Source organism: Polaribacter sp., assembly GCF_024639685.1.
Lineage (GTDB): Bacteria > Bacteroidota > Bacteroidia > Flavobacteriales > Flavobacteriaceae > Polaribacter.
Map to the genome: position 1 here is coordinate 108,097 of NZ_JAHEHX010000003.1, position 25,251 is coordinate 133,347.

23 protein-coding genes are annotated in these 25,251 nt (G+C 29.1%); 14 read left to right on the top strand and 9 right to left on the bottom strand.

All coding sequences use genetic code 11. From position 1 onward, the window contains the following. Positions 1–6 precede the first annotated feature (6 nt). From Q0L44_RS02720 to purD, 3 genes are read left to right on the top strand one after another with little or no spacing between them, the layout of a single operon-like run. A complete protein-coding gene (locus tag Q0L44_RS02720) occupies positions 7–1,362 on the top strand; it encodes an exopolysaccharide biosynthesis polyprenyl glycosylphosphotransferase (protein ID WP_296634963.1) in 1,356 nt (451 codons plus the stop codon). 2 nt (positions 1,363–1,364) lie between these two features. After that, positions 1,365–2,105 carry a glycosyltransferase gene (locus Q0L44_RS02725; protein ID WP_296634966.1) on the top strand — a complete coding sequence of 247 codons (741 nt, stop codon included), beginning with the start codon at positions 1,365–1,367 and terminating at the stop codon, positions 2,103–2,105. Positions 2,106–2,149: 44 nt separating this feature from the next. Beyond that, on the top strand, positions 2,150–3,424 hold the full coding sequence (gene purD / locus Q0L44_RS02730) for a phosphoribosylamine--glycine ligase (protein ID WP_296634969.1): 1,275 nt from the start codon (positions 2,150–2,152) through the stop codon (positions 3,422–3,424). Between the two features lie 3 nt (positions 3,425–3,427). Here purD and Q0L44_RS02735 read toward each other — a convergent pair whose 3' ends face one another. Both Q0L44_RS02735 and Q0L44_RS02740 read right to left on the bottom strand, forming a co-directional pair. Continuing rightward, positions 3,428–4,468, bottom strand: coding sequence for an ATP-binding protein (locus Q0L44_RS02735; protein ID WP_296634972.1), 1,041 nt, complete (start codon positions 4,466–4,468; stop codon positions 3,428–3,430). Positions 4,469–4,481: 13 nt separating this feature from the next. Then, positions 4,482–5,171 (bottom strand): response regulator transcription factor, encoded by a 690-nt coding sequence (locus Q0L44_RS02740; RefSeq protein ID WP_296635458.1) that lies wholly within the window; start codon positions 5,169–5,171, stop codon positions 4,482–4,484. 89 nt (positions 5,172–5,260) lie between these two features. Between Q0L44_RS02740 and Q0L44_RS02745 the strand changes: the two genes are divergently transcribed. Then, positions 5,261–5,464, top strand: a complete 204-nt coding sequence (locus Q0L44_RS02745) for a T9SS type A sorting domain-containing protein (protein ID WP_296634974.1) — start codon at positions 5,261–5,263, stop codon at positions 5,462–5,464. Between the two features lie 88 nt (positions 5,465–5,552). Further along, a complete protein-coding gene (locus Q0L44_RS02750; RefSeq protein ID WP_296634977.1) occupies positions 5,553–6,272 on the top strand; it encodes a 3'-5' exonuclease in 720 nt (239 codons plus the stop codon). Here Q0L44_RS02750 and Q0L44_RS02755 read toward each other — a convergent pair. Beyond that, complete coding sequence (locus tag Q0L44_RS02755) at positions 6,269–8,137, bottom strand: ABC-F family ATP-binding cassette domain-containing protein (RefSeq protein WP_296634980.1); 1,869 nt, start codon at positions 8,135–8,137, stop codon at positions 6,269–6,271. The two genes, Q0L44_RS02750 and Q0L44_RS02755, sit on opposite strands and share 4 nt — an antisense overlap. Before the next feature lie 129 nt (positions 8,138–8,266). On the opposite strand from Q0L44_RS02755, the gene Q0L44_RS02760 reads away from it, so the two are divergent. From Q0L44_RS02760 to Q0L44_RS02775, 4 genes are all read left to right on the top strand, one after another. Then, positions 8,267–9,283, top strand: coding sequence for a sugar phosphate nucleotidyltransferase (locus Q0L44_RS02760; RefSeq protein WP_296634983.1), 1,017 nt, complete (start codon positions 8,267–8,269; stop codon positions 9,281–9,283). A 69-nt stretch (positions 9,284–9,352) separates the two neighbouring features. Next, complete coding sequence (locus Q0L44_RS02765) at positions 9,353–10,264, top strand: hypothetical protein (RefSeq protein ID WP_296634985.1); 912 nt, start codon at positions 9,353–9,355, stop codon at positions 10,262–10,264. 1 nt (position 10,265) lies between these two features. Next, positions 10,266–11,036, top strand: a complete 771-nt coding sequence (locus tag Q0L44_RS02770) for a DUF4292 domain-containing protein (protein WP_296634988.1) — start codon at positions 10,266–10,268, stop codon at positions 11,034–11,036. Further along, entirely contained in the window at positions 11,036–12,271 is a 1,236-nt protein-coding gene (locus Q0L44_RS02775) for a peptidoglycan DD-metalloendopeptidase family protein (RefSeq protein WP_296634990.1), read from the top strand. The genes Q0L44_RS02770 and Q0L44_RS02775 overlap by 1 nt, the downstream gene beginning before the upstream one ends. 8 nt (positions 12,272–12,279) lie before the next feature. On the opposite strand, the gene Q0L44_RS02780 is transcribed toward Q0L44_RS02775, so the two are convergent. Beyond that, on the bottom strand, positions 12,280–12,792 hold the full coding sequence (locus Q0L44_RS02780) for an acyl-CoA thioesterase (RefSeq protein ID WP_296634992.1): 513 nt from the start codon (positions 12,790–12,792) through the stop codon (positions 12,280–12,282). A gap of 45 nt (positions 12,793–12,837) precedes the next feature. After that, the gene (locus Q0L44_RS02785) at positions 12,838–13,737 is read right to left on the bottom strand and encodes an SPOR domain-containing protein (RefSeq protein ID WP_296634995.1); all 900 of its coding nucleotides are present in this window, start codon (positions 13,735–13,737) and stop codon (positions 12,838–12,840) included. 268 nt (positions 13,738–14,005) lie between these two features. On the opposite strand from Q0L44_RS02785, the gene dprA reads away from it, so the two are divergent. Both dprA and Q0L44_RS02795 read left to right on the top strand, forming a co-directional pair. After that, complete coding sequence (dprA, locus tag Q0L44_RS02790) at positions 14,006–14,941, top strand: DNA-processing protein DprA (protein WP_366085005.1); 936 nt, start codon at positions 14,006–14,008, stop codon at positions 14,939–14,941. Between the two features lie 38 nt (positions 14,942–14,979). Then, positions 14,980–16,038: a hypothetical protein gene (locus tag Q0L44_RS02795; protein ID WP_296634997.1), complete on the top strand. Its 1,059-nt coding sequence runs from the start codon at positions 14,980–14,982 to the stop codon at positions 16,036–16,038. Between the two features lie 4 nt (positions 16,039–16,042). Here Q0L44_RS02795 and Q0L44_RS02800 read toward each other — a convergent pair whose 3' ends face one another. Both Q0L44_RS02800 and mfd read right to left on the bottom strand, forming a co-directional pair. Further along, a complete protein-coding gene (locus Q0L44_RS02800) occupies positions 16,043–16,900 on the bottom strand; it encodes a DMT family transporter (protein ID WP_296634999.1) in 858 nt (285 codons plus the stop codon). Next, complete coding sequence (gene mfd, locus Q0L44_RS02805; RefSeq protein WP_296635001.1) at positions 16,900–20,232, bottom strand: transcription-repair coupling factor; 3,333 nt, start codon at positions 20,230–20,232, stop codon at positions 16,900–16,902. Before mfd ends, Q0L44_RS02800 begins: the two co-directional genes overlap by 1 nt. 301 nt (positions 20,233–20,533) lie before the next feature. Between mfd and Q0L44_RS02810 the strand changes: the two genes are divergently transcribed. Next, complete coding sequence (locus Q0L44_RS02810) at positions 20,534–20,836, top strand: hypothetical protein (protein ID WP_296635004.1); 303 nt, start codon at positions 20,534–20,536, stop codon at positions 20,834–20,836. 64 nt (positions 20,837–20,900) lie between these two features. On the opposite strand, the gene Q0L44_RS02815 is transcribed toward Q0L44_RS02810, so the two are convergent. Continuing rightward, complete coding sequence (locus Q0L44_RS02815) at positions 20,901–21,374, bottom strand: DUF255 domain-containing protein (RefSeq protein ID WP_296635007.1); 474 nt, start codon at positions 21,372–21,374, stop codon at positions 20,901–20,903. 7 nt (positions 21,375–21,381) lie between these two features. Beyond that, positions 21,382–23,613 carry a TonB-dependent receptor gene (locus Q0L44_RS02820; RefSeq protein WP_296635010.1) on the bottom strand — a complete coding sequence of 744 codons (2,232 nt, stop codon included), beginning with the start codon at positions 23,611–23,613 and terminating at the stop codon, positions 21,382–21,384. A gap of 95 nt (positions 23,614–23,708) precedes the next feature. Between Q0L44_RS02820 and Q0L44_RS02825 the strand changes: the two genes are divergently transcribed. After that, positions 23,709–24,365: a metal-dependent transcriptional regulator gene (locus tag Q0L44_RS02825; RefSeq protein WP_296635013.1), complete on the top strand. Its 657-nt coding sequence runs from the start codon at positions 23,709–23,711 to the stop codon at positions 24,363–24,365. Continuing rightward, positions 24,362–25,198: a ZIP family metal transporter gene (locus Q0L44_RS02830; protein WP_296635019.1), complete on the top strand. Its 837-nt coding sequence runs from the start codon at positions 24,362–24,364 to the stop codon at positions 25,196–25,198. The genes Q0L44_RS02825 and Q0L44_RS02830 overlap by 4 nt, the downstream gene beginning before the upstream one ends. Positions 25,199–25,251: the final 53 nt, after the last annotated feature.

Here is a 25,251-nt window from a genome sequence, read left to right on the forward strand (position 1 = left end):
TTTACTTTGAAAAAACGTTACTCCTTTTTAATAAAACCATTACAGATAGTTATAGATATTATACTAATCAACTCATTAGTGTATTTTATCTATGATAAAGAATTTTTTAATTTTTCATTCTTATCATACATTACACTTTTTTGGATTGTAATTTCTTATTTTTTAGGATTTTATAGAGTGTATAGGCATACACGATTTTTAAGAATCCTTACTTTATTAGGAAAACAGTTTTTAATTTTTGTGCTAGGTTATTTTGCTTATTTTGGAATATTTAGAGAAGGAGATGTAGTGCATAATCAATTTTTGATTTTGTCTTTAATTGTTGGGAGTATATCCATTGTTAAGTTTTTTTCTTTTATTCTCCTAAAAAAATATAGATCTTTAGGTAATAATTTTAGAACTACTGTGGTTGTGGGTTATGACCAATCCTCAAAAAACATTATTAAACTTTTTAAAAGTAAATCTAATTTAGGTTACAAGTTCTTAGGGTTTTTCACTGAAAAGAAATATAAGAACAAAGAATATTTAGGGAATTTTGAAGAAGTATTTGAGTTTATTGAAAATAATATTGTAGACGAAATATATTGTTCATTAAATGTTTTAAATAAAGAACAAATTAAAAGAATAAATAAATTTGCGCTAGAAAAAGACGTTGTTTTAAAATTGATTCCAGAAACTGACGAATTGTATAGTAAAAATCAAAGTGTAGAGTTTTATGATGATACACTTATGGTATTGAATGTTAATAAACTTCCCTTTGAGTTCGAGGAAAGTTTTTATATCAAGAGGATTTTTGATATTTTCTTTTCGCTTTTTGTAATTATTTTTCTACTATCTTGGTTAATTCCAATTATTTGGTTTTTTGTAAAACTTGAATCAAAAGGATCTTTAATATTTATGCAAAAAAGAGAAGGTATTAATGGACAAGAATTTGTTTGCTATAAATTTAGATCTATGAAAATTAATGATTTATCAGACAAAGTTCACGCAACAAAAAATGACACAAGAGTTACAAAAACTGGTGCTTTTCTTAGAAAAACTAGTATAGATGAATTACCGCAGTTTTTTAATGTTTTAAAGGGTGATATGAGTGTTGTTGGACCTAGACCACATATAGAAAGTTTGTCTTTAGAATATCAAAAAGATGTGGAAGATTATTTAAAAAGACATATCGTAAAACCAGGTATAACAGGGTTAGCTCAAGTAAGTGGTTATAGAGGTGAAATAAAAAACAAATCTGATATTAAAAACAGGGTGCGTTTTGATATTTTTTACATAGAAAATTGGTCTTTTTTATTAGACATAAAAATTATAATACAAACTGTTTTAAATATTTTTAAAGGAGAAGATAAAGCCTATTAAAAATGATTTCAGCCTCAATTGTTTTATATAATACCAACCTTGAAACGCTTCAAAATACAGTTTACTCTTTTTTAAAAACACCCATACCAAAAAAATTATATTTAATAGACAATTCGAAAACGTCAAAGTTAAAAAAACATTTTTTACACAAAGAAATCGAATATATTTTTTTAGGTCAAAATATTGGTTTCGGTAGTGCGCATAATCTGGTTTTACACAAACTTACATCAGAATTTCATTTGATACTTAACCCAGATGTTGAATTTTCTGGACATGTTATACCCTCGTTAATTAAGAAATTAAAAACAACAGAAAACACCTCGTTTATTAGTCCAAAGGTTTTGAACTCAGATAAAACTTTGCAATATGTTTGCAGAAAACATCCTACATTTTTAAACTTACTCAATAGGAAATTAAAATTTTCGAAAAAACAAATTGAAAAAAATCAATATCAGCATAAAGATGTAAATGAAGCATTTAATCCCGAATTTATTCACGGTTGTTTTATGCTTTTTAAAACAAAATATTTTAAAAAATTAAAAGGTTTTGATGAACGTTATTTCTTGTATTTAGAAGATGCAGATTTATGCCGAAAAATAGAAATACAGTCTCAAAAAATACTTTATTTTCCTGATGTACATATTGTTCATCAGCATCAAAAAGGATCTTCAAAAAAAATAAAATTGTTTTTTTACCATGTTTCATCAGCAATTAGATATTTTTTAAAGTGGGGTTTTAGGTAGCCAATTTTATTTAAAATATATTTGCAATCCATAAATTAATTACCATGAATATTTTAATATTAGGTTCTGGAGGAAGAGAACACGCTTTTACATTAAAACTAGTTGAAAGCTCAAAAGTAAATAAAGTTTTTGTAGTACCAGGAAATGCTGGTACCGCTAAAATTGCAACAAATGTGACAATTAGTCCTACTGATTTTGAAGCTATAAAAAGTACAGTTTTAGAGAATGATATTAAGATGGTAGTTGTTGGCCCAGAAGCACCTTTAGTAAGTGGTGTTCACGATTTCTTCTTGGCAGATAATCAGTTAAAAGATATTCCAGTTATTGGGCCTAAAAAAGATGGTGCTTTGCTAGAAGGATCTAAAGATTTTTCTAAACAATTTATGGAAAACCACAATGTACCAACTGCAAAGTATAAATCTTTTAATAACAATAATTTAGAAAAAGGTTATACCTTTTTAGAAACTTTAGAACCACCTTATGTTTTAAAAGCAGACGGTTTAGCTGCTGGTAAAGGTGTTTTAATTTTAAATTCTTTAGAAGAAGCCAAATTTGAGTTGAAAGAGATGGTTTCGAACCAAAAGTTTGGAGAGGCTTCATTAACAGTAGTTATAGAAGAGTTTTTAAAAGGTATAGAATTATCAGTATTTGTTTTAACTGATGGTAAAAACTATAAAATTCTACCTTCAGCTAAAGATTATAAAAGAATCGGAGAAGGCGATGTTGGTTTAAATACTGGTGGAATGGGTGCAATATCACCTGTTCCTTTTGCTGATGATGCATTCCTAGATAAGGTTGAAGAACTTGTTGTAAAACCAACTATTGCTGGACTCCAAAAAGAAGGTATAGATTACAGAGGATTTATTTTTATAGGTTTAATGAACGATAACGGAAATCCTTCTGTAGTTGAATATAATGTAAGAATGGGTGACCCAGAGACTGAGGTTGTTTTACCAAGAATAGAGTCAGATTTATTTGAATTATTTGATGGTGTTGCCAATCAAACTTTAAATGAAAAATCTTTTTCAGTTACGAAACAAACTGCAACAACTGTAATGCTAGTTTCAGGAGGATACCCTGAAGCCTATCAAAAAAATAAAGAGATTAGTGGCTTAGAAAATGTGGTAAATTCAACCGTATTTCATGGAGGTACTTCTTTAGATAATAATAAAGTTGTAACCAGTGGAGGGAGAGTAATGGCTATTACTTCTTTTGGAGATTCTATTCAAGAAGCATTAGATAAATCTTATGATAGTATTGAAAAGATTTCTTTTGATGATATGAATTATAGAAAAGATATTGGTTTCGATTTAGTCTAGAAATTAACTTGCTTTTTCTAACGTAAATGAAAATTCTGAACCTCTTCCAAATGTACTTTTAAGCAGTATATTTTCATCATGTGCTTCAATGATATGTTTTACTATAGAAAGTCCAAGACCTGAACCACCCTGTTCTCTAGATCTACTCTGGTCCACTCTGTAAAAACGCTCAAATAAACGAGAGATATGTTCTTTTTTAATTCCTTCTCCATTGTCTATTACTTTGATAATAAATTTTTTGTCTGAGTAACTTTCTACTCCAACAAAAGTAGTTCCGTTTGGATTGCCATATTTGATAGAATTTACCACTAAATTTATCAATACTTGTTCAATTTTTTCAATATCACCTTTCACAAAGACTGGGAATTCATATATTTTATCAAATTTTAAAGAAATATTTCGTTTTTTTGCTTTCATTTCAAATAAATCGAACACATTCTGAATGAGTTCAAGAATATTAAAAACTTCTATATTTAAATTAGTTCCTTCGTTTTCTAATTTTGCAATCATATCCAAATCTTTAATAACAGCCACCAACCTTTCAACTCCCTTATTGGCTCTATTTAGATATTTCATTCTAATTTCTTTGTCATTAACAGCACCTTCAAGAAGGGTTAAAATATAACCTTGAACGGTAAAAAGAGGTGTTTTTAATTCATGAGCTACATTTCCTAAAAAGTCTCTCCTGAAAGAGTCTCTTTCTGTTAAACTTTTTATTTCTAAACGTTTACCTTCAACAAACTTTTGCATGCTTTTAGAAAGTTTATCGATATCTGTTGTAGCGGATTCTCTTTTCAAATCATTAACATTAAGAATAGAAACTTCTTGATAAATTTTTTTTAATCTTCTGTAAATAAAGTGTTCAGCCCTATATTGAATAATAAAAAAGGAAATTAAAAAAAGAAAGATAATAGAAACCAGAATACTCCCAATACCAAAATCTTTTTGAATCATGTAGTAGGATATAGAAGAGATTATAACTGCTAACAGTGTTAAGTATACTGCAGATAATAGTGCGTAGGAATATGTTTTTTTGAGTCTCAACGAAAAATTATTTTTAATCCTTTAATACAAATTTATATCCAACACCTTTAACAGTTTTAAAGTGGTCGTCTCCAATTTTTTCTCTTAATTTTCTAATATGGACATCTATTGTTCTTCCACCAACAACTACTTCGTTACCCCAAACAGTATCTAAAATTACCTCTCTTTTAAATACTTTACTTGGTTTTGAAGTTAATAAAGAAAAAAGTTCGAACTCCTTTCTTGGAAGCGCTATTTTTTTACCTGCTTTATAAACTACATACTCATCTCTATCAATTACAATATCACCAATTTTAAGCGTTTCTTCACTCTCTTCATCAGATTTTAGCCTGCGTAATAAAGATTTCATTTTACTTATTAAAACTTTTGGTTTTATTGGTTTTGTAATGTAGTCGTCTGCACCTGCTTCAAAGCCAGCGACTTGAGAATAGTCTTCGCCTCTCGCTGTTAAAAAAGCAATAATTACATTTTCTAAAGATTTTATTTTCCTAATCTTTTCACATGCTTCAATACCATCCATTTCTGGCATCATAATATCTAATAGGATAAGATGTGGGGTGTTTTTCTTTGCAGATTTTATTGCTTCTAATCCATTTTCAGCAGTAAAAACTTGATAACCTTCATTTTTTAAATTGTAACCAATAATTTCTAAAATATCTGGTTCATCGTCTACTAATAATATTTTTACATCACCTTTATTCATAATATATTCTTTATATTGAATCAAAAATAACGATTAATATTCTATATTTAAGACTACTTAACAATCATTTAATCTTAACTAGGTTATTTGTGCTTAATAACATAACAATTACTAGTAATAGTGCTGAAGTTAAAAATGTTTCAATTTTTAATGTTTTAGGTAAAAATGTTTTATCTACATCTGTTTCTAGTAACAGAGCAGAAATTAATACTTCATTATTATCATCAGGAATTTATATTATTAAAGTTCAAGAAGGGGTTAATACTGCAACTTCTAAGTTGGTAATTAAATAATTTTTTTACTTTCATATCAATACAAAAGCTATGAATTTTCAGAGCTTTTTCTTTTTTACTATATTTATAAAAAAGAAATTATATTGCTATGAATTTAACCTATCAATTAAATGATATCTTATTTTTAGATATTGAAACTGTACCTCAAGAAGAGTATTGGTCATTATTATCAGAAGAAACTCAACATTTATTTGAAGCTAAAACAAAATACCAAAGAAAAGAAGAATTTACTGCAGAAGAGTTTTATAATAGAGCAGGAATTTGGGCTGAGTTTGGTAAAATAGTTTGTATATCTGTTGGCTATTTTAACAATAAAAATAAGACAAAACAATTAAGAATTCGTTCTTTTTTTGGTGATGATGAGCATAAGATTCTTACCGATTTTAAACAATTATTAGACAAGCATTTTGCTAAAAAGTCGAATATTTTGTGTGCACATAATGGAAAAGAATTTGATTTTCCATTTATAGCTAGAAGAATGATTGTGCATCAAATAGAGTTACCTCAAAAACTGAATTTATTTGGTAAAAAACCATGGGAAGTTCCTCATCTTGACACTTTAGAGCTTTGGAAATTTGGCGATTTTAAACATTACACGTCTTTAAAATTACTGACATCAATTTTAGGTATTCCGTCTCCTAAAGATGATATTGATGGCAGTGAAGTAGCTAAAGTTTATTATCAAGAAAAAGACTTACAAAGAATTGTAACTTATTGCGAGAAAGATACAGTTGCTATTGCACAAATATTATTAAGATTTAATAATCAAAAAATTATTACAAATAAGGAAATTGTTAGTATAGATTAACTTTCTAGTTTCATAGATAGTTCTAACCAGCGTTCTTCTTTTTGTTCCAAATCATTTATAATTTGCTTTAATTCTTCAGATTTCTTGGCAATATTTTCTTCTGCAATCTCAACATTTAGAAATTGCTTTTCAATGCGTTCTTTCTGATTTTGTAATCGCTGAATTTCGTCTTCTAAAGCACCAAATTCTCTTTTCTCATTATAGCTTAATGAGTTTTTTTGAGATTTAGTTTCAGCATGTTTTACTTCAGTTTTTACATTTGAAATTTCTTCTTGCTCATATGGATTTGAGTTTTCATACGCTCTAAAGTCTGAATAGTTTCCAGGAAAGTTCTCTACAATTCCATCACCTCTAAATACAAAAAGCGCATCAACTATTTTATCCATAAAATACCTGTCATGTGAAACCACCATTAAGTTCCCTGGATAATCTAATAGAAAATTTTCTAATACATTTAAAGTAACCACATCTAAATCATTCGTTGGTTCATCTAAAATTAAAAAGTTTGGATTTTGAATTAAAACAGCACACAAATACAAGCGCTTTTGTTCGCCTCCAGAAAGTTTTTCTACAAAATCATACTGTTTTTTTTTATCAAATAAAAATCGTTCTAGTAGCTGTGAGGCAGATATTTTTCTGCCTTTTGTAAGCGGAATAAATTCACCAAACTCCTTTATTACTTCAATTACCTTTTGACCTTCTTTTATAGCAATTCCAGATTGTGTATAATATCCAAATTTTACAGTTTCACCAACAACAACTTTTCCACCATCAACAGGATTGTTTTGAGTAATAATATTTAAAAAAGACGATTTTCCAGTCCCATTCTTTCCTATAATACCAATACGTTCTCCGCGTTTAAAAACATAATCAAAACCATCTAAAATAACTTTATCTCCATAAGATTTTTTTAGTTTATGAAGTTCAAGAATTTTACTTCCTAAACGTTCCATATTTATCTCCAATTGAACTTTATGGTCTTTTCTTCGTTGATGTGCTTTTTCTTTAATTTGATGGAAATCATCTATTCTAGATTTAGATTTTGTAGTTCTTGCTTTTGGCTGTTTTCGCATCCAATCTAACTCTTTCTTAAAGAGATTTTTAGCTTTTTCTGTAGTAACCTTTTCAAGCTGAATTCGTTCTTCCTTTTTTTCTAAGTAATAAGAATAATTTCCTTTATACTTATATATTTTACCATGATCTAATTCTAAAATTTCATTACAAACTCGTTCCAAAAAGTAACGATCATGAGTAACCATAAATAGGGTGATTTTTTCTTTTGCAAAAAAATCTTCCAGCCACTCAATCATTTCTAAATCAAGGTGATTTGTAGGCTCATCGAGTATTAATAAATCAGGCTTACTAATTAAAACAATTGCTAAAGACAGTCTTTTTCTTTGACCTCCAGAAAGAGAAGAAATTTTCTGACTAAGATCGTCTAACTTTAATTTCGATAATATTTGTGTGTATTGTGTTTCAAAATCCCAAGCATTGTATTGGTCCATTAAATCAAATGCAGTTTGGTAAGCATCTGCATCATCAGGGTTTTTTAAGGCTTTTTCATATTGATTGATAATTGATAAAATTTTATTATCAGTATCAAATATGGTTTCTTCTATGGTTAAATTTGGGTTTAGATTTTCGTTTTGAGCTAAATAAGCTATTGAAATATCCTTTCTGCTCACAATTTGTCCGGTATCAGAACTATCTAACCCAGCTATAATATTTAGAATTGACGTTTTACCTGTTCCGTTTTTAGCAACAAAAGCTATTTTTTGATCTTTATTTACACCAAAAGAGATGTTTTCAAATAAAATGCGTTCGCCATAGGATTTTGATATATTTTCAACAGAAAGATAGTTCACAAATAGTATTTTTTAGTCCTACAAAGAAACAAAAAACCATACACTTAATTTGTCTTATTTTGATTTAAACAATTTTAAATTTCTACTATTTAATGCTATCTTGCATATATATAAATAAAAAAATAGTTTATGAAAATTATCGTGCCAATGGCAGGTATAGGGTCTCGTTTAAGACCACACACGTTAACAGTTCCAAAACCATTAACAGTTATTGCAGGTAAGCCTATTGTACAGCGTTTGGTTGAGGATATAGCATCTGTAATAGATGAAAAGATAGATGAGATTGCTTTTGTAATTGGTAGTAGAGCAAAAGGTTTTCCTACTGATACAGAAGAAAAATTGTTAAAAATTGCAGCTGAGTTAGGAGCAAAAGGGTCTGTGTATATTCAAGATACTGCTTTAGGTACAGCTCATGCAATATACTGCGCTAAAGAAGCCTTGAGTGGCCCTTGTGTTGTAGCTTATGCAGATACACTCTTTAAAGCTGATTTTACATTAGACGTGAATGCTGATGGTGCAATTTGGGTAAGTAAAGTAGAAAACCCAAGTGCCTTTGGAGTCGTAAAATTAGAAGAAGGTATTATTACTGATTTTATAGAAAAGCCAAAAGAATTTGTTTCAGATTTAGCAATTATTGGGATATATTATTTTAAAAGTGGTGAGAAACTTCTTGAGGAAATACAATATTTAATTGATAATGATTTAAAGGAGAATAATGAATATCAGTTAACTAACGTTCTAGAATCTTTAAAGCAACAAGGGGCTAAATTTGTACCAGAAACTGTAAGTGCATGGATGGATTGTGGTAAAAAAGATCCAACTGTAGATACCAATAAACAAACTTTACATTTTGAGCATGAGGCTGGTAGTAATTTAGTTTCTGACGATGTTGTTTTACAAAATTCAGAAATTATACAACCTTGTTTTGTTGGTGAAAATGTGGTATTAAAAAACACAAAAATCGGTCCTTACGTTTCAATAGGTGAAAATAGTAGGGTTGAAAATTCTACGATTACAAACTCATTAATACAAACTAATGTAGCAGTTTCTAATGCAAAATTAGATAATGCTATGATTGGTAATCATGCAAAATATAACGGAGAGTATACTTCTGTAAGTATAGGTGATTACACAGAATTAACTTAGATGATAAGTTTCGGATTTACAAAAACACATAAACAAGAGAGGCAATTTAATTTTTTTAGATTGGCTCTTTTGTCTTTAATTTTTTGTTTTATTTCGATTTATAATTATGCTCAAGATAGTATTCCAGAGAAAGAAGATTTAACAGAGGAAGCTGAACTTAAATTCCAAAATTTCTTTTTTAAAGCATTATCAGATAAATCGATTGGTAATTATCAAAAAGCAATCGAAAACTTAGAGAGTTGTAATCAACTATTAGAAAATAATACAGCAATATATTTTGAGTTTTCTAAAAATTATTTGCTCTTAAATAAAACCATTTTAGCTAAAGAATATGTTACGAGAGCTTTACAAAAAGAGCCTAATAATATTTGGATGTTAAAACATTTGGTTAAAGTATACCAAAAAGAAAATAATTTAGAAGATGCAATTGTAACACAAAAAAAAGTAGTAGCAATCAGCCCTAAAGAAAAACCATTTTTAGTTAGTCTTTATCTATATAATAGAGATTATGACAAGGCAATTCTATTGATGGAACTTTTACAGAATGAAAATGCATTAACTTCAGATTTAAAAAGGATAAAACAACGTTTAAATGCAAGGAAAGTTCCAGAACAAAAGGTCCTTAAATTAAATGATATTTCAGTTTTGCAGCAAAAGTTTGAAAAAGATAAGTCTTACGAAACTTTAGAGCAAATTCTAAAAATTTCTGAATCTAATATAAGTATCCTTTTAAAATACAGTAAAGAAGGTATTGCCTTGTTTCCTGCACAACCTTTTGTTTATTTAATGAAAGCTTACGCTTTAAATAGTCAAAAAATGTACAAAGACGCTTTAACTACATTAAAGAATGGTATTGATTTTGTTATTGAAGAGCAAATGGAGGTGAATTTTTATCTAGAAATGGCTAATTCTTACAAAGGTTTAGGAGATGTAAACGAAGAGAATAAGTACAAAGAAAAAGCCAAGCAATTAAAAAGTTGACATGAGGTATATAAAATATTTAGTTCTTTTAATAATAGTTTTTACGTCATGTAAATCAAGTAAAAATATGATTGATGCAACTGCAGTAGCTAAGAATATTTCCTCAAAAAAAATAGCAAGAAGACATATGGCTGCTAATTTTGATAAGCAAACTATAGATGCAAAGCTTAAAGTAAACTTTAATAATGGTAAAACAAATCAAAGTTTAACTGTAAGTATGAAAATTAAAAAAGATGAAGTAATTTGGTTAAGAGGAACTAAGTTAATAACGGTATTTAAAGCAGAAATTACACCCACTAAAGTACGTTACTATTCTTCTGTTTTTAAAAATTCTTTTGAAGGTGATTTTTCAATGCTTAAAGAATTATTAGAAGTAGAAATTAATTTTGAACAATTGCAAAACTTGTTTTTAGGTCAAGCCTTGCAAGATGTAACTGAAGATAAACAAGAGGTATCTGTTATGAATAACAGGTATGTTTTAAACCCTGAGCAACAAGCAATGCTTTATGACATATTTTATACGATAAATCCTATGCATTATAAATTAGATCATCAAAGTATTGTAAATGAAGCTAAAGGTTTACGATTAGACATTACATACCCGAATTATAATTTAGTAAATTCAGTAGTATTTCCTACTGCAATAGAAATTAAAGCTAAAGATAAAAAAAGAGTTACAGCAATTGATTTATTATATAGAAGTGTAGTATTTGATACTGATATAACCATGTCTTTTAATATGCCTAACGGTTATAAGAAATTAACTTTTTAATGAGCTATACCAAGTTTCACATACTGTTTCTTTTACTTTTTTTAGTAAGTAGTACTCTTTTTTCTCAAACTAGAAAAGAGTTAGAAAATCAACGAAAAAAATATAAATCTGAAATTAAACAATTAAATAACCTTCTTTTTACTGAAGTAAAAAAAGAACGTAACGTTCTAGAGGAGTTAAAAGATATTAGACAGAAGATTGAGGTTAGAAACAAACTAATAAACACCATCAATTTAGAGTCAGAATTATTAAGCAATGAAATCCTTAAAAACAAAAAAAAAATAGCAAAACTAAACAACAATTTAAGAGCTCTTAAAAAGGATTATGGTAATATGATTTATAAATCCTATAAAAGTAAATCTCAGCAAAGCAGAGTGATGTTTTTATTATCATCACAAAACTTTTATCAAGCTTATAAAAGGTTAGAGTATATGAAACAGTTCACTTCTTTTAGAAAAAAGCAAGGAGAAGAAATTGTAAGTCAGACTCTTTTTATTGCTAAAATGAATGACTCTTTGCTGCATCAAAAACAAGTAAAAGACACGTTAATTTTGTCAGAAATCAATCAAAAGAAAGCCATAGAGACTGACAAAACCAAACAAGAAAATTTATTATCTCTAATCAAAAAGAAAGAAAAAAAATATAAAAGAGATCTAAGAAAAACCATTCAAGAAGAAAAACGAGTAACTGCTAAGATTGATAAAATTATAAAAGAAGAAATTGAAAGAGCAAATAGATTAGCCCTTGCAAAACTTAAAAAAAAGCCTAAAACAGTTAAAAATAACGAGTTTATTTTAAGTCCCGAAGCAAAAGCTTTAGCTGCAAGGTTCGATTTAAATAAAGGTAAATTACCTTGGCCTGTTACTGAAGGTATAATTGTTAGAAAATTTGGGGTTCAACCACATCCAATTTTTCCTGGGATTTCAATAAATAGTTCAGGTGTGCACTTTGTAACCTCTAAAGGAGGGCAAGCAAAATCAATTTTTGATGGTGAAGTTTTTAACGTTCTTATTGGTTCTGGAGGTAAAAAGAATGTTTTGGTTAGGCATGGTAATTACATCACTTCTTATAATAACTTAGAAAGTTCTTACGTTCAAAAAGGTGATAAAGTAAAAGTAGGCCAGCCCTTAGGTAAAATTTTCACGGATAAGATTAATGGTAAAACTACCTTGGTTTTTGTATTGCTTAAAAACACAATAAAACTTAATCCTGCTTCTTGGATATTAAAAAGATAGTTGTGAAATTAAAACTTAAAAAGTGCCTTTAACTCTGTTGCATCGTCTGCTTTCATTTTTCCTGCAATAACTAAACTTAGTTGTTTTCTCCTTAGAGCACCATCAAAACGAATTTTTTCTAATTCTGTTTCTGGTTTTATTTTAGGTATATCTACAGGTTTTCCTGTTTCATCAACAGCAACAAAAGTATATATACCCTCATTCACTTTTGTTTTTAAGCCAGATTGCCTGTCCTCTATCCATACATCAACGTAAATTTCCATAGAAGATTTAAAAGCTCTAGATACCTTAGCTTCTAAAGTTACCACACTACCTACAGGAACAGATTTATTAAAAGCAACGTGATTTACAGATGCAGTAACCACAATTCTAGAAGAATGTCGCCTAGCTGCAATACTGCATGCTCTATCCATTCTTGCTAAAAGTTCTCCACCAAAAAGATTGTCTAAATAGTTTGTTTCCCCTGGTAAAACTAAATCGGTAAGTATTGTTAAAGATTCTTTAGGCGTTTTTGCTTCCATTCTAAATTTTTCACAAAGATATGAATAGCCTTTTAGAAAACTATTTTATTTTACTAATAACCAAGCATCTTTAGATTCCGCTTTTTTTATTTTATACAAAGCATTAATTGCATCATTTCTGTTGGTAAAACTCTTAAATGCTACTTGTGTTAATCCCCATTTATTAGTGCCAATTATTTTTGCTTTGTAACCTTTTTGTTCTAGCTGTTTTATTTTCTTTTTTGCATTTTCAGGAAACTGAAAAGCACCAGCTATAACGTGAAAAGGTGTTGTAACTTTTTTAACAACATTTAATTCAATTGTAGGTAAAGGGTTAGTTACAGTAAATGTAGCAGTTTGTATTTTTTTTTCTAAGGCTAATTCTTGAGAAGCTATAGTGTTTTTTTGTTTATTTTGTTGGTGTAAATTATTACCAGCAAATCCTACAGTCAATAAAATTACGGCAGATGCAGCATACTTTAATAAAGGAGTTAAAAGATTTTTTTTATCTGTGTTTTTTATTGGTAATTGTATTACATTTTTGCTCTTACTTTCTAATCTTTTTGTTGTAACAGAAGATAAACCAAAAGAAGAAGTTAGGTAGTTTATTTCTTTTGTTGGATTAAAAGTTAATTGGCTGTTTTCACTTAAGGTTAAGTAACCTAAACCTTCAATTATTAGATGTTCTTTTTGAAGAGTTTTTTTCCAATTAGATACAATGTTTTCAATTGTATTTGTTGCTTTTTCAAATGATATTTTTTCTACAGAGGCAACATAGTTAGCTAGTAACCCATCATTTCCTTTAAGATTATTATTAAATGAAATTTGTTTGTATGGTGGGGAAAAACTAGCAGAATCTTCTTGAAAAGTAGCGCTTATTTTATTAGTTACAAAGCCTCCAAAATTAGGAACAATAACACAATCGTATCTAAATAATAAGTCTTTAATATAATTTTCTAATATCATATAAACAAATATATGAATTCTTAAGAATTATAAACGGAGTAGTGGCAATAATTATCAACAATTATTTTTATATCTTGTTTCATCAAATTGATATCAATGAACGATAACAAGCTATTGGCTATTTTACGATTGCAGAGAAGTAGAGCTATAGGAGATATTTTAGCAAAAAAAACTAATTGCAACCTCAGGAGGAGTCGAATATATTTTTGAACAAAAAAAGACAGTTTTAGAAAAAATAAATGGTATTGGATCTCATGCGATTAAGCATTTGTTTGACAAGAACAATAGTATTGAAGCAGAGAAAGAATTGAATTATATTCGAAAAAATAACATTAACTACACCTATTTTTTAGATGATGATTTTCCAAAACACCTTCATAATTGTATAGACAGTCCGATTTTATTATTTAAGGACGGTAATATTGAAATTAAAAATGATTCAAAAATAATTTCTGTAGTAGGTACTAGAAATATGAGTTCATATGGTCGTCATTTTTGTGAAGAACTCATCAAAGACTTAGCACCTTATAACCCAATTATAGTAAGTGGTTTTGCGTACGGTGTAGATATTTGTGCTCATAAAGCAGCTATGGCTAATAACTTACAAACTATTGCTGTTTTGGCACATGGTTTTGAACAGATTTATCCGAAAGTGCATAAAAAGTATATTCATGATGTTCATAAGAATGGTGGATTTTTTACCGAGTTTTGGAGTGAAGAACTACCTTTACGTGAGCATTTTTTAAAACGCAACAGAATCTTAGCAGGCATTTCTAAAGCTACTATAATTATAGAGTCTGCAGAGAAAGGAGGCTCTTTAGTAACTGCAGATATAGCAAATTCTTACAACAAAGATGTTTTTGCTTTATCAGGCAGAGCTACAGATGTGTTCAGTAAAGGATGTAATAGTTTAATAAAAAATAATAGAGCAACCCTGTTAACTTCTGCAGAAGATATTATAAAAATGCTGAATTGGGATGTGCAAAAAGCAGCAACAAAAACCATTCAGAAACAGTTATTTGTTCAATTAAATGAAAATGAACAGAAGATTTATGATTTCTTGTATGAAAAAGGAAAGCAAGTATTAGATGTAATTGCATTTGAATGCAATATATCAATAGTGAAATTATCTTCTGTTTTATTACAAATGGAGTTAAAAGGTATAATAAAGCCATTACCAGGTAAAATGTTTGAAATTATTTAAACAATTGCTGTACTTTTGAAATTAATGAATTATTAATTATGGCAGTAGAAAAGAAATTGATGTCTAAAAAAAAGCCTGCATTTCCTGTAAATGACATGCTTAATGCCTATTTAAAAAACTATAAGCGAACAACTAAAATTTCTATCTATTACGAAGATTTATTGCGTTTTCAAGGTTCTGTAACCGTGTATGATAAAAACAATGAAGATACACTTTGGATACGAACTTACTATTCTGATGCAGATAGAGTAGAAATAGATACGAGTTTAAAAAGAGTATATACTTTATTGCATTCTGATGGTAATGAGGACGCAATGCCTTTTTTAAATGTTGATGCAATAGATTATTGTACTTTTGGAAACTCAAAACCATTTCGTATTAAAGTTAGAAATATTTTAAATGATAATTTTACGTATTTCTATGTAAAAAAAGCCGATGCATCAAGAATTTATGGTTTAGAGTTAGAGCATATTCTATCTCCTTACAGTATGAATTTTTTAGTGCATGGAGATACTTTAATTGAAGAACACATTGCGGGTATTCCTGGAGATGATTTTATTAAAGATATTTTACCTACTTGTACAGAGTTAGAAAAAGCGCAAATAGCTAAAGAATTTGTAAAGTTTAAAGAACGATGCTTAATTCGTTTGTTGGGTGATATGCGTTCTTACAACTATGTAATTACACCTACACACGATTTTGATCAAATTATATATAAAATTAGAGCCATAGATTTTGATCAGCAGTCTTTTGAAGGTAATTTAAAAGTGTACAACCTTCAGTTTATGAAAGAAAATTTTAAGATGATAGAAATGGTTAGTAAAAAATTACAAAACGATTCTATTAGACAGTACAAAATTGAAGAACGTTCGTTTATGGCAAAAAGAATGATTACTACTCCAAGAAGAACTTTACGTTTGATAAAGTGTATGAAAAATGACACCATTTCTTACCCGGAAAATACAAAACTCCTTAAGAAAAATCTAATTCAGTACGTAGGAGACATAAAGTTTAAAGATTGTGAAAACATGGGCGAAATTTTAGAAACTATTTTAGCTTTTGTAAAACGTAATTATTTAGACATAAGTACCAAGTAACATTTTATTTTTTACTTCTTAAACTCTCTATTACAACTGTTATTAAGATTAAACTACCGCCCCAAAAAGTATTTATAGAAGGTATTTCTTGTAGAAAAAGAAAAGCCAAAACAATACCAAAAAGAGGTTGTAAACTGCTAATAATGCTAGTGGTCGCTGCAGAAAAATGTTTTAAAGAATGCAGCAATAGACTATGTCCAACTGCGGTTGTTAAAAATGCGAGTAAAAACAAATATGGCAACTGACTTTGTAGATTAGAAACATCCATAAAGTACAAAGTTGGCAACAGTACTATTGTAACTATTACGGTTTGATAAAGCATTAGCATAGTTCCATTATACTTAGCCACATGTTGCTTTAGAATTAAAATTCGTACAGCATAACAAAAGGCAGAAAGAACCCCAAATAAAATGCCTTTTACTTGTGAGCTTTCTAAGCTAAACTCAGGTGCTAAAATATACAAGCCACTTAAAACTAATACACCAAAAAGAATATAAATAGGGTCGAATTTTACCTTTACAAACAAAGGTTCTAATAAAGCAATAATAATAGGAAAAGTATATAAAGATAAAATTCCTAAAGCAACGTTAGAGAACTTTAATGCGTAAAAATACGTAATCCAATGCGCAGCCATTAAAACACCACTTATTAAGAAGGTTTTATAATCTTTAGATGATTTTATGGCTAAATCTATTTTTTTATACTTGCAAAAAATAAATAGAAAAACCATAGCTAACACTGCTCTAAACCAAATTATAATTTCAGTAGGTAGTGCAATATATTTTCCTAAAACACCAGAAGTACTTATAAAAAGTGTCGCCAAAAGTAACCCAGAAATATTTTTAATATAGTTATTTTGCATTAAATTTTTTGAAACGTTTCTAAGGCTTTTTTTACAGAATCAATTTTAATAAAAGTAATGAGCAAACGCAGCCCATTTTTAGTTTGCTTTTCTTTCATTACACAACTTTTTGGGTTTTGCTGTATATATTTTAAAGTTTTGCTAAATGCTTCTGTTTGATAAAAAGCACTTTGTTGGTCAGAAACAAAATAGCCTAACATTCGTTTTTGCTTTAAAATTACTTTTTCTAGGCCTAGTTCTTTTGCCAACCATTTTATTCTAACCGAATCTAATAAGTCTTCAACCTGAGTAGGTATTTCTCCAAATCTGTCTATAATTTCAGTTTCAAAAGTTTGTAGTTCTTTTTCTTTTTCTAAAGTACCCAGTTTATTATACAAGGCCAACCTTTCTGTAATAGAATTGATGTAATCATCAGGAAACAAAATTTCAAAATCAGTATCAATTTGTACTTCTTTTACAAAGGCTGTTGGTTTCGAAGTATCTGTTGGATACAAATCTGCAAACTCATTTTCTTTCAATTCTTCGATAGCTTCTTTTAATATTTTTTGATAGGTATCAAATCCAATATCATTTATAAAACCACTTTGTTCACCACCCAATAAATCTCCTGCTCCACGAATCTCTAAATCTTTCATGGCAATATTAATTCCACTTCCCAAATCAGAAAACAAAACCAAAGCTTCAATACGTTTTCTGGCATCATCTGTCATCATATGATAAGGTGGAGTTATAAAGTAGCAGAACGCTTTTTTGTTACTTCTACCAACTCTACCTCGCATTTGATGTAAATCAGACAAACCAAAATTATTGGCATTATTGATGAATATTGTATTTGCATTAGGTACATCTAATCCGCTTTCAATTATCGTTGTAGATACGAGTACATCAAATTCACCATTCATAAAGCCCAACATTAATTCCTCTAGCTTTTTACCTTCCATTTGTCCATGACCAATACCAATTTTGGCTGATGGAACCAATCTTTGTAATAACCCTGCAACTTCTTTAATATTATCTATTCTATTATGAATAAAAAAGACCTGCCCACCTCTAGAAACTTCATAAGAAATTGCGTCTCTAATTGTTTCTTCAGAAAAACGAATTACGTTACTTTCTATAGGGTGTCTGTTAGGAGGAGGCGTTTTTATTACTGATAAATCTCTTGCAGCCATTAAACTAAATTGCAAGGTTCTAGGAATTGGTGTTGCAGTTAAAGTTAATGTGTCTACATTTTCTTTTAAAGTTTTTAATTTGTCTTTAACAGCCACTCCGAATTTTTGCTCTTCATCAATAATTAATAAACCTAAATCTTTAAACTGAATTCGCTGACTTGTTAGTTGATGTGTGCCAATAATAATATCTACAGAACCATCATTAACACCACCAATAGCAGTAGTTTTTTGTTTGGCAGATCTAAATCTATTTAAATAATCTATCTTAATTGGAAAGTCTTTTAAACGTTCTGAGAACGTTTTGTAATGCTGAAAAGCTAAAATAGTGGTTGGTACTAAAATTGCGACCTGTTTTCCATTATCAACAGCTTTAAAAGCCGCTCTAACAGCAACTTCTGTTTTACCAAAACCCACATCACCACAAACCAACCTATCCATAGGTTGATCTTTCTCCATATCTTGTTTTACATCTAGTGTAGCTGAATATTGATCTGGAGTATCTTCATACATAAAACTACCTTCTAATTCATGTTGAATATGTGTATCTGTGCCAAAAGCGTAGCCTTTTTGAAGCTTTCTTTTTGCATACAATTGAATTAAATTAAAAGCAATATGCTTAACTCTGGCTTTTGTTTTTTGTTTGATTTTTTTCCAAGCTCCAGAACCTAATTTGTAAATTTTTGGAGGCTTACCATCTTTACCATTAAACTTAGAAATTTTGTGTAGAGAGTGAATACTTACATACAAAATATCACGTTCTCCATAAATCAGTTTTATTGCCTCTTGCTTTTTACCTTGAACATCAATTTTTTGTAAACCACCAAATTTTCCAATTCCATGATCCATGTGAGTTACATAGTCACCAATTTCTAATTTGTTTAATTCTTGAAGTGTAATAGCTTGCTTTTTAGCATAACCATTTTTCAATCTGAATTTATGATAACGTTCAAAAATTTGATGATCTGTATAGCAAACCAACTTATTATCTACATCTATAAAACCATTGTATAGAGGAAAAACAATAGTTTCATAATGTACTTTTTGATCTGCATCATCAAAAATATCATGAAATCGTTTTGCCTGTTGTTCATTAGCGCAAAAAATATAATTTGTAAACCCAGCTTTTTGATACTCATTTAAATCATCAATTAATAAATTAAATTGTTTGTTAAAAGAGGGTTGAGGATTTGTAGAAAATTCGATTTCTTTACCTTCGTATTTAGATGTACTTCCAAAATGAACAGTAGTAAATTTATGAAGTTCATTTTTGATGAAATTACCATCACAAAATAATTCTGATGGTTCTAAGTGCTTTATTTCTTTAGATAAATCGTTAAAGGCATCTTCTGCTTTTTTGAAAAATTTATCTAATTTTTGAGACATTAGACCAACATTCTTAGAAAATACAACAGTATCTGAAGAGATATACTTTAAAAAACTTTGCCTGTTTTCTTGCAAAGTTTTATTCTCAACATTTGGCATTATAGAAACTTTTTTCAGTTTCTCTTTAGATAACTGAGTTTCTACATCAAAAGTTCTAATACTGTCTATATCATCACCAAAAAATTCAACTCTATAAGGTTCATCATTAGAGAAAGAAAATACATCTATAATTCCCCCTCTTACAGAAAAATCTCCAGGTTCTGTAACAAAATCTACACGTTTAAATTTGTATTCAAAAAGAACTTCATTAACAAAGTCTAAAGATAATTCTTCACCAACAGCAATTTTTAAAGTGTTCTTTTCAAGTTCTTTTTTAGTTACCACTTTTTCGAAAAGTGCAGTTGGGTAGGTAACAATTATTGCAGGTTTTTTTCTAGAATTTATTCTATTTAAAACTTCAGACCTTAAAAGAACATTGGCATTGTCTGTATCTTCAATTTGATATGGTCTTCTATAAGAACCAGGATAAAAAAGTACATTTTTATCACCCAAAATCTGTTCTAAATCATTTAAATAATAGGCCGCTTCTTCTTTATCATTAAATATTAAAAGGTAAGGTTTGTCTACTTTTTTAAAACTTTCTGAAATAACAAAGGACAATGAAGAGCCGACCAAATTCGAAATCTGAAATTGATTTTTCTCTTGTATTAGTGCTGTTATTACCTGCGAAACTTTCGCAGACTTTTGGTATTGATTAACAATGTTCTGCTTACTCAACTGTAATTTTTTCACAAATGTACTGTCTTAAATTATAAAAAGCCAAAAAACCAATTTCATTTCTCATAGAAAAGAATATATTTGTTTGTCTAATGCACTTTAATAAACACTTTATGTCCATAAAATCGTTTTTTTTTAGTTTTTTTTAGTTGGTGTTATAGCACAATCAATTGCACAAAATGAAAAAAGTAAATGGGTTGTAGGAACAAGTTTAGCATTAGCAAAATTTACTGACTTTCAAGGTACTATTTTAGGGGGATCTTTTATAAATCAATCTCCTAGAATAAATATTTCTAAATATTTGTTTAAAAGCTTTACGGCTGATGTTGGTTTTTCTACAGCTATTTTTGATACTCAAAAATACACCACATTTGATGCTGTTTTACGTTATGATTTTGGAACCTCTATGCATAATGTTGTGCCTTATGTTGTAATTGGAGGTAGTTTTGTAAGTGCTTTAGAAACAACCCCAACTTTAAATTTAGGAGCAGGAAATACGTTTTGGGTTAAAAAAAATACGGAATTAATGTGCAGTTTTTGTACAAATATTCAGAAGATCGATTTAAGAGTCAATATTCACATTTTTATCCATCAATTTGTTTAGTGTATAGTTTTAAACTTAGGAATTTAAATCCTAGATTGTGGGATATGTGTAATTAAATCGTTAATTATTTAAGATATTTGTCTAGGATAGAATTCATTTTTTTAGAATTCAAATACCCATCAAACAGCACATCAATTTCATAATCTGAGTTTAGAATTATGGTTGTTGGGTAACTAATTTTGTCTTCTGAAATGGTAAGTTGATTTGCCAATTCATGAATACCAGAATTACCTGAAGGTTTGTAAGAAAAGTTTCTTCCTAAAAAGGTAATATCGCTTTTTTCCTCTCCATTCAACATCACAAAATAATAATCTGAATTTAGTTTTTCAATTACTTTTGAATTTTGAAAAGTATTTTTTTTCATACCATAACAAATCTTGCACCAATCTGTATACAAGAATATCACCATTGGTTTAGGAGCTATTTTTTGTAATTTTTCTACTTCAGGAAAGGTGTATTTTTTTAATCCAGTTGTTTTTTCTTGCGCACATAAATTAATACTTATTAATAGAATTAAAATGGAAAAACATTTTTTCATAATGTTTCTAAAATAAAGTAAATCTAACACCTAAAAAAGCCCTAATTCCTTGGTTGGACGCATATACATAACTTGGGTCAAAAGTCAATGCATCAGAATCATTTGGGTCTACTTGCTCATCAAAAGGATCAAATGCTCTAGAAATACTATTGGCTGCTGGTGTAAAGTTTAAAAGATTTTTTACACCACCATAAATTTCGCAAGAATTGGTGAATCTCTTACTCAATTGAATATTTTGAATACTAAACCAAGGAGAGTATGCTGCTCTATCGTCTTTAGGTCCTAACAAAGGCAAACGCATTGGGCCATATAAGTTACCTGTATAATCTACAGTAAAATTATTGTCAAATTTATATGAGATAGACCAAACACCACTAAAACTTTCTGTAAGTAATTGTCTCCTCTTAATATTGTTTTCAGTTACTGAAACATCCATTAAAGTTGCACCAGCATTTATTGCTAAACCTTTTGTAAATAAAATATCTGCGTTTAAAGAAACACCCTTAGAAACTGAAAAACCTTCTAGATTTGCATAGATAATTTTGTTAGGGTCTGTTTCATAATCAGGTAAAATTCTATTGTTAAAGTAGGTATAAAAAGCGCTTGCATCTAAAGTGATGAAAGAGTTTTCTGTATTAATTTTTTTGACGTAATTAATATTGGCATTCCATGAAGTTTCTGGTTCTAAATCGCCTTGAAACTCTACTTCTCTTGCACCTGTTAAAGCTGCATGATCTTCTGTAAAAACATTGGCTACTCTAAAACCATTACCAACACTTACTCTAAAAATATTTGATTTATCTCTAGAGTTCCATTTGTAATTTATTCTTGGAGATAATATGCTTCCATGCACACTATTATAATCCCATCTTAAACCAAGTAATAATTTCTTTCTATCTGTTATACTTATTTCATCTTGTGCAAATATTCCAGGTAAATGTATTTTAGAAGGCTGATTAAAATTACCAGTTTCATCTAAAGTAGCAAAAGTATTATCATCATAATAGGTGTACCTGTAAGCCAAACCTAAAAGTAAATCTTGTTTGTCATTTATTTTGGTATCGTAAACCAATTGTCCAAAAGCTATTAATTGAGTGGCATCATAAGAATCTGTTCCGTAAAAAGAGTCTTGATAATGGCCATTTGCACTAAATTGGAAATTTATATTTTCTGTTGTAGGTAATTGATAAGTTCCAAAAGTCTCCCACCTATTGGTGTAAATACTTTCTCCATAGACAATGTTACTTCCTCTAAATTTACGTTTCCAATCCAATTCTCCTCCCCATCTATCTTCATAAACATATCTACCAGCAATTGTAAAAACTTTATTGCTTTTACGGTCGACATTAATTTTGTTAAAGATTGATATTCTGTTTTGTAGGGTTAAATCTGTAAAATTATCATTGTTATTATCTACTCTATTTTGAAAGTTAAAATAATTAATTCCCAATAAACCTTGTGCTTTTTCGGAAATTTGATAGCGTAAACCAATATCAGTATTTACTTCTCCCCAAGAACTTGCAAAAACATCTGTAGATAATTTTGGTGCATTTGTAGGTTTTTTTGTAATGATATTAATAATTCCACCAACAGCTTCAGAACCATATAAAGTGGAAGCAGGGCCTTTTACAACTTCAACTCTTTCAATTAAAGCTTGTGGAATTCCTGTTAAACCATAAACCGTAGATAAACCACTTACAATTGGCATTCCATCAATTAAAACAAATGTATATGGGCCCTCTAAACCATTAATGTGAATATCTCCTGTATTACAAACATTACAGTTTAGTTGAGGTCTAATTCCGTTTACATTTTGCAAAGATTCAAATACAGAAGGTGTAGGATTTTTTTTAAAAAAAGTTTTGCTGTATACTTCTACAGGAACAGGACTTGCTGTTTTAGAAACGGGTCTTAAAGAACCAGAAATTACAATTTCATCTAGTGAATTATCGTCTTCTAAAACAATGTTTTTAATTCGATTGTTATCATCTAAAACTAGTTTAGACGTAAAGGTTTTAAACCCAATGCTACTTACAACTAGTGTGTATTTCCCTTTTAACTTGTAATTCAATTCATAAGAACCATTATCTGTAGAATTGGTGCCTAATTTCGTGTTCTTCAGAAAAATATTAGCAAAAGCTATGGCATCGCCATTTTTAGAAGTTATTTTTCCTTTTATACTTTTGCTAATTCCAACTTGTGTAATTAGCAATAAGATTAGAATAATATAATTTTTCAAGATCAAAATTTATGCAAATATAAAATAAATTTTAGACTTGTCTAAAAAACATTTATAAAATTAAAAAGTATATATTTGTCACATATAAAAATGATATGTTTTCACAAGCAGAAGAAAATTATTTAAAAGCCATTTATCATTTAGAATCAGATTCTAAAGAAGGTATTAGTACCAACGCTATTGCTAAAAGTTTAGCAACAAAAGCTTCTTCAGTTTCTGATATGATTAAAAAATTATCAGACAAAGAAGTAGTGCTTTATAAGAAATATAAAGGGGTTACTTTAACAGAATTAGGTGAAAAAACAGCTACTAATATTGTAAGAAAGCACAGACTTTGGGAGGTTTTTTTAGTAGAAAAACTGAACTTTTCTTGGGATGAAGTGCATGATGTTGCAGAACAGTTAGAACATATAAAGTCTCAAAAATTAATAAATCAGTTAGATGCTTTATTAGGTTTTCCAACTCACGATCCTCATGGAGATCCAATACCTGATAAAGATGGATTTGTTAATGCTATAGACAAAAGTTTACTATCTACATTAAATGTTGATGAAGCAGGTGTTTGTGTGGGTGTTAATGATTCATCATCAGACTTTTTACAGTTTTTAGATAAAAAAGGAATAACATTAGGTAAACGTATTAAGGTTACTGAAAAGGAAGATTTTGATGATTCTCTATCTATTTTAATCGATGATAAAAAATTGTCAATCTCTAATAAAATTGCAAATAATTTATACATTAAAAAATCATGAGTACATTCGAACAATTAGTAGCTTTTGGTAAAGAACATCCAATTCAAGCTGCTTTATATGCTTCACTTTTTACATGGGGTTTAACAGCTTTAGGAGCTGCTTTAGTTTTCTTTTTTAAGAAAATGAACAGAGCAGTTTTAGATGGTATGTTAGGATTTACTGGAGGTGTAATGGTTGCAGCTAGTTTTTGGAGTCTATTAGCGCCAGCTATAGACAATAGTCCAGGAGAAGGTTTTATGAAAGTTTTACCATCAGCAATTGGTTTTGCATTAGGTGCTTTAGCTTTATTTGGGATGGATAAAATTTTACCTCATTTGCATATTAATTTTAAAGAAAATGAAGCTGAAGGTGTAAAAACAGAATGGCATAAAACTACTTTATTAGTGCTAGCAATTACTTTGCATAATATTCCTGAAGGGTTAGCAGTTGGTGTATTATTTGGTGGAGCTTCTACTTTAGTAGGTGTAGAGCAAACAGAAATGATAATTGCAGCAATTTCTTTAGCAATTGGTATTGGAATTCAGAATTTTCCTGAAGGTTTTGCAGTGGCAATGCCTTTAAGAAGACAAGGAGTTAGTAGGTTCAAGAGTTTTTGGTATGGACAATTATCTGCAATTGTAGAGCCTTTTGCAGCGGTTTTAGGAGCATTGGCAGTTTCGTTTTTTACACCAATTTTACCTTCTGCATTAGCATTTGCTGCAGGTGCAATGATTTTTGTTGTAGTAGAAGAGGTAATACCAGAAACACAAAGAGATAAATACACAGATATTGCTACATTAGGTTTTATAGCTGGTTTTATTGTAATGATGTCTTTAGATGTTGGTTTAGGATAGAAAAATTCTTCCAACTTCAATTCATATAAGCAGAATTTCTACAATAGAAATTC